The 13,703-nt window shown below is 57.1% G+C and carries 12 protein-coding genes; 6 read left to right on the forward strand and 6 right to left on the reverse strand.

Annotation, left to right across the window (positions count from 1 at the left end; genetic code table 11):
- Positions 1 to 28: 28 nt before the first annotated feature.
- Together mscK and selO are read left to right on the forward strand one after the other, a co-directional pair.
- Positions 29 to 3,376 (forward strand): mechanosensitive channel MscK, encoded by a 3,348-nt coding sequence (gene mscK, locus TU86_RS11920; RefSeq protein WP_048364512.1) that lies wholly within the window; start codon positions 29 to 31, stop codon positions 3,374 to 3,376.
- Between the two features lie 124 nt (positions 3,377 to 3,500).
- On the forward strand, positions 3,501 to 4,964 hold the full coding sequence (selO, locus tag TU86_RS11925) for a protein adenylyltransferase SelO (protein ID WP_048364513.1): 1,464 nt from the start codon (positions 3,501 to 3,503) through the stop codon (positions 4,962 to 4,964).
- A gap of 94 nt (positions 4,965 to 5,058) precedes the next feature.
- Here the strand turns inward: selO and TU86_RS11930 are convergent, their stop codons facing one another.
- The 5 genes from TU86_RS11930 to TU86_RS22890 all read right to left on the reverse strand — a co-directional run bounded on the left by TU86_RS11930 (position 5,059) and on the right by TU86_RS22890 (position 9,577).
- Positions 5,059 to 5,484, reverse strand: a complete 426-nt coding sequence (locus TU86_RS11930) for a hypothetical protein (protein WP_048364514.1) — start codon at positions 5,482 to 5,484, stop codon at positions 5,059 to 5,061.
- A 62-nt stretch (positions 5,485 to 5,546) separates the two neighbouring features.
- Positions 5,547 to 6,119, reverse strand: coding sequence for a DUF6708 domain-containing protein (locus TU86_RS11935; RefSeq protein ID WP_157395898.1), 573 nt, complete (start codon positions 6,117 to 6,119; stop codon positions 5,547 to 5,549).
- Positions 6,076 to 6,597: a DUF6708 domain-containing protein gene (locus TU86_RS22885; protein WP_157395899.1), complete on the reverse strand. Its 522-nt coding sequence runs from the start codon at positions 6,595 to 6,597 to the stop codon at positions 6,076 to 6,078. Before TU86_RS22885 ends, TU86_RS11935 begins: the two co-directional genes overlap by 44 nt.
- On the reverse strand, positions 6,594 to 9,218 hold the full coding sequence (locus TU86_RS11940) for a T6SS effector BTH_I2691 family protein (protein WP_048364516.1): 2,625 nt from the start codon (positions 9,216 to 9,218) through the stop codon (positions 6,594 to 6,596). Before TU86_RS11940 ends, TU86_RS22885 begins: the two co-directional genes overlap by 4 nt.
- Positions 9,219 to 9,409: 191 nt before the next feature.
- Positions 9,410 to 9,577 carry a hypothetical protein gene (locus TU86_RS22890; protein WP_157395900.1) on the reverse strand — a complete coding sequence of 56 codons (168 nt, stop codon included), beginning with the start codon at positions 9,575 to 9,577 and terminating at the stop codon, positions 9,410 to 9,412.
- 832 nt (positions 9,578 to 10,409) lie between these two features.
- Here TU86_RS22890 and trxC point away from each other — a divergent pair.
- On the forward strand, positions 10,410 to 10,850 hold the full coding sequence (gene trxC, locus TU86_RS11945) for a thioredoxin TrxC (protein WP_048364517.1): 441 nt from the start codon (positions 10,410 to 10,412) through the stop codon (positions 10,848 to 10,850).
- Here the strand turns inward: trxC and TU86_RS11950 are convergent.
- The gene (locus TU86_RS11950) at positions 10,847 to 11,620 is read right to left on the reverse strand and encodes a ParA family protein (protein WP_048364518.1); all 774 of its coding nucleotides are present in this window, start codon (positions 11,618 to 11,620) and stop codon (positions 10,847 to 10,849) included. The genes trxC and TU86_RS11950 overlap by 4 nt on opposite strands.
- A gap of 337 nt (positions 11,621 to 11,957) precedes the next feature.
- On the opposite strand from TU86_RS11950, the gene TU86_RS11955 reads away from it, so the two are divergent.
- From TU86_RS11955 to TU86_RS11965, 3 genes are read left to right on the forward strand one after another with little or no spacing between them, the layout of a single operon-like run.
- Positions 11,958 to 12,677 (forward strand): beta-ketoacyl synthase chain length factor, encoded by a 720-nt coding sequence (locus tag TU86_RS11955; RefSeq protein ID WP_048364519.1) that lies wholly within the window; start codon positions 11,958 to 11,960, stop codon positions 12,675 to 12,677.
- Positions 12,653 to 13,465: a lysophospholipid acyltransferase family protein gene (locus tag TU86_RS11960; protein WP_048364520.1), complete on the forward strand. Its 813-nt coding sequence runs from the start codon at positions 12,653 to 12,655 to the stop codon at positions 13,463 to 13,465. The genes TU86_RS11955 and TU86_RS11960 overlap by 25 nt, the downstream gene beginning before the upstream one ends.
- Entirely contained in the window at positions 13,440 to 13,700 is a 261-nt protein-coding gene (locus TU86_RS11965; protein ID WP_048364521.1) for a phosphopantetheine-binding protein, read from the forward strand. Before TU86_RS11960 ends, TU86_RS11965 begins: the two co-directional genes overlap by 26 nt.
- The last annotated feature ends 3 nt before the right edge of the window (positions 13,701 to 13,703 follow it).

Below are 13,703 nucleotides of genomic sequence, written 5' to 3' on the forward strand. Positions count from 1 at the left end.
CTCTCCGCCCCTTGTATGACCGGTATCTATGCCCACTCTGCGCACGCTCTTCGCCACCGTCCTGCTCGGCCTGAGCCTTTGTGTCGGCCCTCTACAGGCTGCCGAGCCTCCAACCACCGAGTCGGTTCAGCAAAGCCTGGACAAAATTGCCGACCGCAAACTGCCGGACGCTGACCAAAAAGCGCTGCAAGCAGTCCTCGAAAAGACCCTTGCCCACCTGGCCAACAAAGCGGATTACGAACAAAGCCTGAGTGAGATCAAGCGGCAACTCAGCACCGCGCCGCAGCAAACCCTCGAAAACCAGCGAGAACTGGCCAAGCTCAAAGCCAGCACCGTGGTACCGGTTGCCCAGCGGTACAGCAATCTCAGCGTGCAGCAGCTTGAGCAACTGCTCGCTGACCGCACCACGCAGCAAGGCGAGCTGCAAAAAGCGTTGGCCAGTGCCAACAGCATGACCATCGCCGCGCAAACCCGACCAGAGCGGGCACAAGCCGAAATCAGCACCAGCCAAACGCGCATCCAGCAGATCAACAACATCCTGAAACTGGGGCGCGACAACGGCAAACTGCTGACGGGCGACCAACGTAACCAGCTCAATGCCGAGGCGGGTGCGCTGACCGCCCTCATCGCGCTGCGCCGCCAAGAACTGGCGGGCAACAGCCAGTTGCAAGACTTGAGTGGCAGCCAGCATGACTTGTTGATGGAAAAAACCGCGCGTCAGGACCAGGAAATCCAGGAACTGCAAACCCTGATCAACCAGAAACGTCTGGCGCAATCGCAACAGACCGTGACCCAGCAATCCATCGAAGCGCAAAAGTCCGGCAGCAGCAGCCTGCTGTCCACCGAAAGTGCGATCAACCTCAAGCTCTCCGACTACCTGTTGCGCAGCACCGACCGCTTGAATGAAGTCACGCAGCAAAATCTCGAAACCAAACAGCAACTCGACAACGTGACCCAAAGCGATCAGGCGCTGGACGAGCAGATCAGCGTGCTAAAGGGCAGCCTGCTGCTGTCCAAGATTCTCTATAAGCAGAAACAAGCACTGCCGCGCCTGCAAAAGATGGACAAGAACCTGGCTGATGAGATCGCGGACATCCGCCTGTATCAGTTCGAGATCAACCAGCAGCGCGAGCTGATCAGCAACCCGACCACCTATGTCGACAACCTGCTGTCCACCCAGCCAGCCGATCAAGTCACCCCGCAGCTGCGTAAAACCTTGCTTGAACTGGTCGGCACCCGGGGTGATTTGCTGGAGCGCCTCAACCGCGAACTGAGCGCTCTGCTCAACGAAACCATCACCTTGCAACTGAACCAGAAACAATTGCTCAGCACCGCCCAGAGCCTGCGCGCCACGCTGGACGAGCAAATGTTCTGGATTCCCAGCAACAAGCCGCTGGATCTGGAGTGGCTGGAAACCGCGCCGCGCTACCTCAAGCAGCAATTACTGACTTTGCCCTGGACTTCCGGCTTCAGCGAGCTGGCGGATGGCTTGTCGCAACGCCCGTGGCTGTTTTCACCGCTGGCCTTGTTGATCGTGGCGTTGCTGTGGAAGCGTCGTTACCTCTACACCAAGTTGAACAAAATCCACCAGGACATCGGCCACTTCAAGCGTGACAGTCAGTGGCACACGCCGCTGGCGATTCTGATCAACGTGTTGCTGGCGATGCCGATTTCTCTGGCGCTGGCCTTGTGCGGCTATGCCTTGCAAACCGACGCCCGCGGCATGAACGCCAATCTGGGCGCCGCCTTGATTCAAATGGCCCAGGCCTGGCTGGTGTTTTACACCGCCTATCGCATTCTGGCGCCGGGCGGGGTGGCCGAGCTGCATTTTCGCTGGGAAAAACCGCTGGTCGAGTTCCTGCAACGCTGGATCCGCAAGCTAGGCTTTGTGGTGCTGGCGCTGGTGGCCGTGGTCGCGTTTGCCGAACAACAACCCGCCGCGTTGGCTGACGATGTGCTGGGCATTGCCATTGTGCTGGGCTGCTATGCCGCTATGGCCTGGCTGCTGTGCAGCTTGCTGCTCAAAGATTTCGAAATCGAGAAAAAGGGCTATCGCCTGCGTAAGTTGCTCGGTTTTGCGTTTGCCCTGCTGCCGCTCGCTCTGTTTGTGGCGGTGTGCTTTGGCTACTACTACACCGCACTCAAACTCAGTGACCGCTTGATCAACACCTTGTACCTGTTGATGTTTTGGCTGGTGGCCGAAGCCGCCTTTGTCCGCGGCCTGGCCGTCGCGGCCCGTCGCCTGGCCTATCAACGGGCGCTGGCCAAACGCCAGGCAGCCAAAGAAGCGGGCGAAGGCAACGACATCATCATTGAAGAGCCCACGCTGGACATCGAGCAGGTCAACCAGCAATCGCTGCGCCTGATTCGTCTGGCCTTGCTCGCAGGCTTTATCGGTGGGCTGTATTGGGTGTGGGCGGACTTGATCTCCGTCTTTTCCTACCTCGACAACATCACCTTGTACGAATACACCAGCGGCACCGGCGCCAACATGAGCATGGTGCCCATCAGCATTGGCGACGTGATCGGCGCACTGGTGATCATCGGTATCAGCATTGCCCTGGCCCGCAACCTGCCCGGCCTGCTGGAAGTGCTGGTGCTGTCCAGGCTCGAACTCGGGCAGGGCAGCGCCTACGCCACCACCACCCTGTTGACCTACGTGATTATTGGCGTGGGCTTTGTCGCGACCCTGTCGACCCTCGGCGTGAGCTGGGACAAGTTGCAGTGGCTGGTGGCCGCACTTTCGGTGGGCCTGGGCTTCGGCATGCAGGAAATCTTCGCCAACTTCATCTCCGGCATCATGATTTTGTTCGAGCGCCCGGTGCGTATCGGCGACACCATCACCATCGGCAACCTGTCGGGCACCGTGAGCAAGATCCGCATTCGTGCAACCACCATCACTGACTTCGACCGCAAAGACATCATCGTCCCGAACAAAACCTTCATCACCGGGCAACTGATCAACTGGTCGCTGACCGACACCATTACCCGCGTCACCCTCAAGTTGGGGGTCGATTACGGCTCCGATCTGGACCTGGTCAAACACCTGCTGCTCAAGGCCGCCCAAGAAAACCCGCGCGTGCTCAAAGACCCCGAGCCGCATGTGTACTTCCTGAACTTTGGCCAAAGCACCCTCGACCACGAACTGCGCATGCACGTACGCGATCTGGGCGACCGTAACCCGGTCATCGACGAGGTCAACCGTTTCATCAACCGCGAGTTCAAGAACCACAGCATCAACATCTCGTTCCAGCAGATGGAGGTGTACCTCAAGAACTTGCAAGGCCAGGAATACAAACTGGTGCCCGTCGGGCCAGAAGTGCCGGATTCAACACCGCGCCTGGACAAGCCAGACAATGCGCCCAAAATGCCGTAGCCATTGCACAAGGCCGAGATGAGCCCCCAGGCCATCAAGACAACGGGTTGCCAGGCAACCCTTCACGGCCTGCGGCAGTCATTACACCTCTGGCTGCACCTTAAATTTATGTGGGAGACGGCCATTGAAAGCCCTCGACGATCTGACATTCGATAACCGCTTCGCTCGTTTGGGCGACGCGTTTTCGACCCACGTATTGCCCGAACCTCTCGACGCACCACGGCTGGTAGTGGCCAGCGAAGCAGCGATGGCTTTACTCGACCTTGACCCATCCATGGCCCACGATCCGGTCTTTGCCCAACTGTTTGGCGGCCACACCTTGTGGGCCGACGCCGAACCGCGTGCCATGGTGTATTCCGGCCACCAGTTCGGCTCCTACAACCCGCGCCTGGGCGATGGCCGCGGCTTGCTACTGGGCGAGGTGTGCAACGACGCCGGTGAGCATTGGGACTTGCACCTCAAAGGCGCGGGCATGACGCCCTACTCACGCATGGGCGACGGCCGTGCAGTATTGCGCTCCTCAATCCGCGAGTTTCTGGCCTCTGAAGCCCTGCACGCACTGGGCATCCCCAGCAGCCGCGCCGCCTGTGTGATCGGCTCCGACACCCCGGTATGGCGTGAAAAACAAGAACGCGGCGCAATGGTGCTGCGCTTAGCGCCCAGCCATATCCGCTTCGGGCATTTCGAGTACTTCTACTACACCCAGCAACCCGAACAGCAAAAGCAGTTGGGCGAACACGTGCTGGCCCTGCACTTTCCCGCATGCCTGGAACAGCCAGAACCGTACTTGGCGATGTTCCGCGAAATCGTGGAGCGCAACGCCGAACTGATCGCCAAATGGCAGGCTTACGGCTTTTGTCATGGCGTGATGAACACCGACAACATGTCGATACTGGGCATCACTTTTGACTTCGGTCCCTTTGCCTTCCTCGACGACTTCGATGCGCAGTTCATCTGCAACCATTCAGACCACCAAGGGCGCTATTCCTTCAGCAACCAGGTCCCCATCGGTCAATGGAACCTCAGCGCACTGGCGCAAGCACTGACGCCCTTCATCAGTGTTGAGGCCCTGCGTGAAACCCTTGGCCTGTTCTTGCCGCTGTATCAGGCGCACTACCTCGACCTGATGCGCCGCCGCCTTGGCCTGAGCACGGCACAAGACACGGATCAAAAACTGATCGAAGACCTGCTGCAACGCATGCAGGGCAGCGCCATCGACTACACCTTGTTCTTCCGTCAGTTAGGCGAGTTACCGCCCGAACAGGCCGTGGCGCGCCTGCGCGAAGACTTTGTCGACCTCAAAGGCTTTGATGAATGGGCCGCACAGTATGTAGCGCGGGTAGCAAGCGAAGGGGTCATTGACCCACAGGTGCGTCGTGAGCGCATGCATGCCGTGAACCCGCTGTACATCCTGCGCAACTATCTTGCACAAAAAGCCATCGATGCGGCCGAAGCCGGGGACTACAGCGAAGTACGCCGTTTACACAGCGTCCTGACTCGGCCCTTCACCGAGCAACCGGGCATGGAGGGCTATGCCGAACGACCACCGGAATGGGGCAAGCACCTGGAGATCAGCTGTTCGTCGTGAGGGGAGAGTGGGCGGCAATGGATCAGCATTGCTCAGCGAACTTGAGCTTTTTAAGGAAGACCTGATTTGTGAAGATTGGTTTTTCCGGCCGCCACTAAAAGGCTGTGCGGCCGAATGCACAAAAATAACGCATGCCCCAATAAGAACCGTGCCCAACCGCCCGACCAAAGCGCCTGCTTCCAGCCCTGTTCATCCACTTGCCGAGCCGCCATGACGGCGTTCCAGCCATCCAGAATGCTACCCACAACGCCCACACCCACATCCAGTTGCGCCGCCCGCGGCCATTGCGTGGCTGACCAGCAAGCTGGCGTCGCCTTAGTACGTTGCGCCAGGCAAACGGGTTACTCAGTGCCAACTCGGCAGTGGCCGACTCTTCCAGATGACGGGCGGCTTGCTCGTCATTGAGCACCCGCGCACGCAGGGTGATGTTGTTGAGGTCGTTGTAGTGTCCGCGCAGGTCTTGCAGCAGCAGGTCGATGATTAACTGATGGCCCGTCAAACCGCTCAAGCAGGCGCCCACGATACCTCCGTGCGATTGGCACGATGGACGAGAAGCGTAATGTCTCAGACAACTCACCGAAGTCACGGCCCCGACGGAACAGGATTTGCCTGTTCGTAAGCCAAGGCCGCTTCTTTGGCCGACCTTATGTAATCAATCTCTTGGAGAAATTCCTCTTCGGTCAATCCGTCGCGCTCCGCTGTCTGGCGCGGTTCGGGCAGACGGTAGGGATCGTCTTCTGCAATCTGGCAAACTGCCTCAACCTCAGCAGGCCAGCGAGGAGTGCGGCAGGTCTTTTGTGATATCCAGCGGAAAAAAGCCCATATGCTGCCAAATACCAGGTACGGCAAGGATTTAAGGCCATTGAAGCCACTGACGGCGCCTACCTGGATAAGAAAGCAATTCCACAGGGTCGGTTCGGTGCAGGTATACAAATGCAACGGTGGAAACGGTAAAGCGGCGGGCGATTCTTCCATGTAACGACGGATCATTTCCCAGTGCTGCAAGATTTCAGCTCGGTATGAACTTTCCCCGCCGACGGAGAATGTGTGCCGAATGAGGCCGTCATTGTCCAGAATATGGCAGCGCAGGTCGTAGCTTGAGTGCCATCCATCACGTATTTTTCCAACAATCCAGTAAGACTTTTTCCCAGTCAATATCTATGACTCCACCAGGGCCGTTATGTTGAAAGATATAAACCTTGCGCGTTTTTCGATTGAAACGGATTGGATAATGGGTATAGCAAAAGAAATCTTTTCTTCCAAGGCAAAAAAAAACCCCGGAACACATTAAGCCGAAAATCATAGTGAAAATCCAGCTTGCCACCACAAATTTAAGTGGCGCCACCGACTCATTAATAGGTGGAGTATATATACTAAGCGCAAGCCGTGAAGTCATATATAAAAAAACCCCACCCAAAACAACTCCACCTGCTGCTGCCCAGCCACGCCAAACAAAGTAACGATCAACATATTCTATGAAAACGCCATTCAACTTAACTGCACCCTTGTCCGCTGGAGGCAGCTTGATAGCATCAAGCACTTTTAGACGATTGGAAAGCTCATATTTATTTAATGGGCGATTGACTTTGTAACGTGTCAGCCATCCATCAAATATGCGGGAGTACTCGCTCATTGGATTCCCCCGACTTTTTTACCTAACAGCTTTTCCCACGCTTCATTCTGGGCGGAAAGCGATATGAACCGCTCGGACTGCTCTGTGCCAAAGGCAGTTTTCCCCAACCAAACTTCTATCTTATTATCGCGCACTCGATTAATGATCCATTCGCCTAGTAACGACAACCCGCCAAGCACTAGAAAAACGACAAACCCAATACCTGCGGTCATAAAACCCAACAACATAGCCAATGCGGCCAGCCCGCCTAAAACAGCCACAGATGCGCGCACAATAAACACAGGGAAATCACCTTCATCTTTCGCTTCTAACGCACTTATAAAATCGACCACCGCAGTCAACATCCCACCAAGAGCACCTAACAACTTGCCTATAAATGCAAGTTTTCCCAATGTCACACCACGCTTTTCAAGCATCCGCCTAATCCCCCGCCCCAACCGCATCTGCTCCACCGGATATTTACTCCACACCCGATGCACAATATCCGCCCCCGCCCCCGCTAAACTCGACACCGCCGCAACCATGTTCACCCCGGACTTGGCTGTCCAGCCCTGTTCATCCACTTGCCGAGCCGCCATGACGGCGTTCCAGCCATCCAGAATGCTACCCACAACGCCCACACCCACATCCAGTTGCGCCGCCCGCGGCCATTGCGTGGCTTGATCGGAGATCACCCGGCGCAGTTTGTCGTGGCTGACCAGCAGGCTGGCGTCGCCTTTGATCCGACCGTGTTCATCCAGACCCAGGTGGTTGATGGCGCTCTGGTCGAGCATCAGGCTCCAGGTGAAGACTTTTTTGCGCCGTGCATTTTTTTCCCCACTGGAGGCGCGCACGCCCGGCTCTTTGGCCAGCCGTTCCAGCTCTTGGGTGATGCGTTTGCGCAGCCTGCCCCGGTCGACATCCGGCTGTAGCAAGGCGACCTTTTCGCTGATGATGTGGGCCATCTGCGCTTCGGAGGCTTGAGTGCTCAGGCTAAGGATTTGCTTGCCGGACAAGGCGCCCAGCAAGCCCATCATCCGGTACCGGATGCTCAAGTCCAGAACCTTGGCACTTGCGCTTTTCAGAGGGTTGCCCAGGCTGCTCACAATCGCTCCGGAGAGCTGGTGCGCCAACCCTGCGGCCCGGGTCCGTCCGTTTTTGAATGGACCTTCGCCGTATTTCTCCAGCACGTGATCGAAGGCGTTGAGTACGTTGCGCCAGGCAAACGGGTTACCCAGTGCCAACTCGGCAGTGGCCGATTCTTCCAGATGACGGGCGGCTTGCTCGTCATTGAGCACCAGCGCACGCAGGGTGATGTTGTTGAGGTCGTTGTAGTGTCCGCGCAGGTCTTGCAGCAGCAGGTCGATGATTAACTGATGGCCCGTCAAACCGCTCAAGCAGGCGCCCACGATGGCGGTGTAGCACTGGCCGCTGTCCCACTCTTTGGGGTCGTGGTTGCACACCATCGCCTGGCGGAACCGATCACTCCAGTACCAACCGATAAAACTTTTGACCAGTGGCGTTACGACAACCTGCATAAAGCGGGCAAGGTCGGCTTCCAGCTGTTGCTCAAACGCGAGACGCTCGGATTCGCTGTAGTTGTCGACATAACGTGCCCAGGCGTCGGCGCGCGCTTTTTGTTCCTGTGCCACGGGCAACGATGAAAACATCAACTCGTTGCGCTCGCGCATCTCCTCGTTCCACTCGGGGTACAACGGTATGCCGTCCAGGGTGGCGTAGCGCTCGTTCTGGTGCGCAAACAAGGCCTGGGCAACGGCGTCTTCTTCCATCATCTGGCGCAGACCGGCTATCGCCATAGAGGTGGTTTTTTTCCAGTCCCGGTCTTCATCCGACTCGAATTTCTCGACCTCGCCAAGGATCAGGCTGTTGATTTCCAGCGTGATCCCGACCGGGTCTTGCAAGGCAACCATGGCGGGGGCCAGTCCTTTGCCGGACTTTTTCGCGCTGTGCAAAAAGGCGTCGAACGCCCCATGGGCCGGGGTGAATGCTTGCGGCGAGTGTTGATACGCGAGGTGGGCGTTTGCTGCGTTGGCAGCGTCCACCGGCGAGTATTCAGCGACATGCTCTGGCGCCTTGCTCATCGCCTGTAAATGCGGTTGCGTTGCCTGGCCATGACCTTTAGCCCAAGCGCCCATGTCGATACAGCGCATGTGCTGATCGCGATAAGCCTGCTGGCGATTGCGTTCAAGCACATTGGCCGTCCAGGCGACATCGCTGAAACCCAGCCAGATCCGACCGGCGCGGTCGGCATCAGGGATCATCACGCAACGTGACGAGGCGGACTGCGCCATGCGACTACAAGGCTTGGCGCCTTCAAGGTTGGGCGGCGTCTTGTTATGGATGTCGTATTCAAGCAAATAGGCATCCGCCGTCACGACATACGCTTTCCAGTCCCCACGCACTTCATTGAATACATACAGATAACCGCCGCGCAGTTGGCGCAAGGTATAGAGCCCGGTGCTTTCAGGCAGCGGCACCTGCTCAAGGCCATCGCCAAACGGCGCCTGGATGGCGGGGGCGCCAAGGATGGCTGGCTGGGCGACGGCATAACGCAACGGTAAAAGCGCCAAGCCGTTCTGATCGCAGACCGAACAGATTTTTGAGGGGTCACATTGGCTCATCGGGTTTCCTTGAAAGCGGAGAACATCTGTGCGTACCCAGGCTTGCAGCTCATCGCTATTCACATTCAGGCAGGCACTGATGCAAGTGCCGTGACACGCGCGTACATCGTTCAGGCACGACAGCAACGGCGGATGTTGATGGATGTCGGGGTGGATGCTAATGGCCAGACGTGCGAACAACTGAACGTGCGCTATTCGCTCAAGCCCTCTTGGTGGTAGGCACTCTCCAGCAACGCATCCAGATGACGCAAAAAATAAATGTTGCAAATAATGTTCGGGTTGACTCGTCGCAGCGGGTTGAGTGTGCGATTGAAGACACCGATACGCCCCAGTGTTTCCACTTGCTTACCTGACGCCATCATTGGCGCCTTTTCCAACGGTCGCTCACCACCACGCCTTTTAAACGCAGCAGCACCGGATGGTTTGAAACCAGCGCCTGCAAGCAGACTCCGGGAGGCCATCGCAATTAAAAGCCCCAGTACGGCCATGCCTCCCGATATCAACGTGCTGTAAAAGAAACTGATAATTAAGTAGGCAGGAAACTAGATGACACTGAAGATCAGCAATAACTTACCTGATTGAACCAAGTACTAATCTATCTTGGTTAAGGCGGCTTGACCCGCCGTACCCACTTCAACAATTGACTGACAACAGGTACAACCCATTGCATCACCGCCCGTCAACGTTGATACCTCTTCGACCGTTAGAGATAGAGAAGTATTGCAGTGGCCACATTGAAATTCTGCGTACGTATACACCGATGCCATATAACTTACGTCATTCATTATTCCCCCTGCGCGACGATTCATCCGTGACAACAGCCAGCCCCCTGTTACTGGGCGACAGGGACTCTCGGATTATTTAACGTCAAAAATAGTGAGCAAAAAACAACCTGCTCAAAGCCATCAGCCAACAACCGATGACGGCGTCCCCCTCTAAAAGCCAGCAGAATAGAGCGTTGAATTTGACGCCAATATCAGATCAACCCAAAACTTCACGCGAGAGAACTCTTTCAATTCAAGAGATAAATCTTTTCTCTCCCGATAAATGCCCTGCAACTGACAGCTCACCCCCTTCACAGAGCAGTGGCAGTTTGAGCATTCATCTGCTGAACTTGCACGCCACTGACCTGTGGCCACTGACGAGCAGCGACCACAAAAACTGACAAAGCCTATTTTTACGGAGTGCCCCATGACCGAACCGCTACTGATCCCCTGCCCTCACTGCAATGGCCTGAACCGCATCCCCGCAGCACGTGTGGGCGAGCACCCTAAATGCGGTCGCTGCAAAAACGAAGTGTTGCTGGGCAAGCCATTCGATTTGAAACAAATTGACTACACCAACCAGATCAAGGGCGATCTGCCGCTGTTGCTGGATGTGTGGGCGCAGTGGTGCGGGCCGTGCAAGTCATTCGCGCCGGTGTTTGAGCAGGCGGCGAGCGAACTGGTTGGTAAGTGCCGTTTGGCCAAGCTCGACAGTGAAGCCAATCAGCAATTGGCCGGGCAACTGGGCATTCGTTCGATCCCCAGCCTGATCCTGTTCAAAAATGGACGGGAAGTAGCTCGCCAAAGCGGCGCCTTCCCGTTGCCACAGCTCAAGGCATGGCTGCGCAGCCACGGCATTAGCGCTTAAGCGTTCTGATCCAAGTAGTCGTGCAGTTCAATGAATTGCCGGGTGAGTTTGTGCTTGGGGTCGTAATGCACTAACGGTTGGCTGGCCTGGTGCGATTCGCGCATGCGCACCGAGCTGCTGAGGTACACCGGCAGCACCGGTAAGCCTTCGGCAATCAGCTCGTCGAGCATTTGCTGCGGCAAACTGGCTCGGGCCTGAAACTGGTTAACCACGATGCCTTCGACTTGCAGCGCGTCGTTGTGGTCTTCTTTGAGCTCTTCGATTTCGGCCAGCAGGCCGTACAACGCCTGACGCGAGAAGCTGTCGCAATCGAAGGGGATCAATACACGATCGCTGGCAATCAGCGCCGACACGGCATAAAAGTTCAGCGCTGGCGGGGTGTCGATGTAAATGCGGTCGTAATCTTCAGCCAACTCATCGAGCAACTTACGCAGCTTGTTGATCTTGTGCTTGGACTCAAGCTTGGGCTGGAGGTCTGCCAACTCCGCAGTGGCGGTGATGACGTGTAAATTCTCGAAGGGCGTTTCGTAAATATCAACCCGATTTTTCTTGCCCCCCACTCCGGCTGACAGGCTCTGTTTAAAGAACTCGGCAATCCCCATCGGGATATCGTCACCGGTCAACCCGGTGAGGTATTGAGTGGAGTTGGCCTGAGCGTCGAGATCGACCAACAAGGTTCTGTAACCCTCGCTGGCGCTGACCGCAGCCAGGTTGCACGCGATGCTGGACTTGCCCACACCGCCTTTTTGATTGAACACCACGCGACGCATTTCATGACCTCCGTGTATCAATGAATGCCCGAGTGTAGATGCCCTTGGCGCGGCTTCGCTACCTCGCGGCGAAATCAACTACAGCTCTGCGCCGCTTATCTTAGAGGGCCGACGAATATCTCTTATTCCTTCAACGAATCTGACCTACCCATAGACCAATACTGGCAAAAAGACAGCGGCTTTTTTATAGATCGTGAAAAAACCATACTAAATCTGTAAGCAATATTTGCTACCAGCCAACTGCACCGGGATAATGCCGCCACTCTGTTACAGGTGTGGCGTCGGTCGATGCCCACTTTCGCATCAAGGAAGCCTGCAAAGGCGGGATGATTCTCCAGTGATCAATTTCAATATCGCCGCGTGGCGAGCCTGGGCACCGGGCCTCGACAGCGTGGCCGATTGGCAGGCCTGGAGCCAGCAACCCGGCGTATTTGCCGCCAGCGGTGCAGCCCCCGACGTCTCGTTTTTACCCGCCATGCAACGGCGTCGCCTCAGCCGCCTGGCACGTATGGCGTTCAGCGTGGGCTGGCCATTGGCTGAAGGCCATCAGGCGCTGCCGCTGGTGTTTGCCTCGCGCCACGGCGAAACCCCACGCACCTTCGACATCCTCAGCGACCTGGCTGCCGAACAACCGCTGTCGCCCACTCAATTCAGCCTGTCGGTGCATAACGCGGTGATTGGCCTGTGGTCGATCCTGCGCGGCGAAACCTGCGAAATGACAGCACTGGCCGCCGCCGGTGACGGGTTGGAACACGGCCTGATTGAAGCCTGCGCGCTGCTCAATGAAGGCGCGCCAGCCGTATTGCTGGTTATTACCGAAGAACAGCCCCCTGAAGCTTACGCGTGCTGGATCGACGACGTGCCCTTCCCCTATGCCGTGGGCCTTTTGCTGACACCGGGTTCACAGTGGCAGGTCACGCTGACCAACGGCCCGGCCGACGCCGAAAAAGCGCCGTGGCCGCACGCCCTGAACCTGCTGCGCCAACTGCTCGATGGGCAGGTTTCATTCCAACACGCCTGGAAAACCCGTGTATGGAACTGGCAACGCAACCTGTGAGTACGCGACAGCACGCGTGGTACTGGCGCCTGATCGCGACGGCGATCAGTTTCGGCCTGTTCGGGCTGGGCTGCCTGGGCCTGCGTTTAATCATCTTTCCGGTGTTGAGCTGCCTGCCGGGCAATACCGTTCGTCGTCGCGAACGCGCCCGCGCAACGGTCAGCCGGTTGTTCTGGCTCTTTATCCGCACGATGGCCCGTATGGGCGTGCTCACCTATGACGTGCAAGGCGCCGAGCGGCTTGGCCGACCAGGGCAAATGATCATCGCTAACCACCCGTCGCTGATCGACGTGGTTTTTTTGATTGGCCTGGTGAGAAACGCCAATTGCGTGGTCAAACAAAGCCTTTGGCAAAATCCGTTTACTCGAAGCCCCGTGCGCGCCACCCAGTACATCAGCAATGATGGCAGCGTCGACATGCTCGACAACGCCGCCCGGGCACTGCAAGAAGGCCAGACGCTGATTATTTTCCCGGAGGGTACACGCACGCAGCCGGGGCAATCGCCCGCCTTTCATCGTGGCGCAGCCTCCATTGCGTTGCGAGGTGCCAAGCTCCTTACCCCGGTGATTATCAAAGTCAGCCCCACCACGCTGACCAAAGCCGAACCCTGGTACCGCATACCCGATCGGCGCGTGCACTTCAGTTTTCGCGTGGGGGCCGATATAGACCCACACACCTTTACTGCGCTGGGCCCGCCACCTAAAGCCTCGCGCCTGCTCAATGACTTCGTGCATGACTACTTTATTAAGGAGCTCGCCACAGATGAGCGATCTGAACACCCACATTAAACAACTGATCATCGACGCCCTGGGCCTCGAAGACATCAGCACCGACGACATCGGCGACGAGCAAACCCTGTTTGGCGAAGGCCTGGGACTGGATTCGGTCGACGCACTCGAACTGGGCCTGGCGATTCAAAAAACCTACGGCATCAAAATCGACGCCGACGCCAAAGACACCCGCAATCACTTTTCCAACGTGGCCAGCCTTGCGGCTTTTGTCACGGCCAAACAGGCAGCCTGAGAC

It is taken from the genome of Pseudomonas weihenstephanensis (genome assembly GCF_001043055.1).
Classification (GTDB): Bacteria; Pseudomonadota; Gammaproteobacteria; order Pseudomonadales; family Pseudomonadaceae; genus Aquipseudomonas; species Aquipseudomonas weihenstephanensis.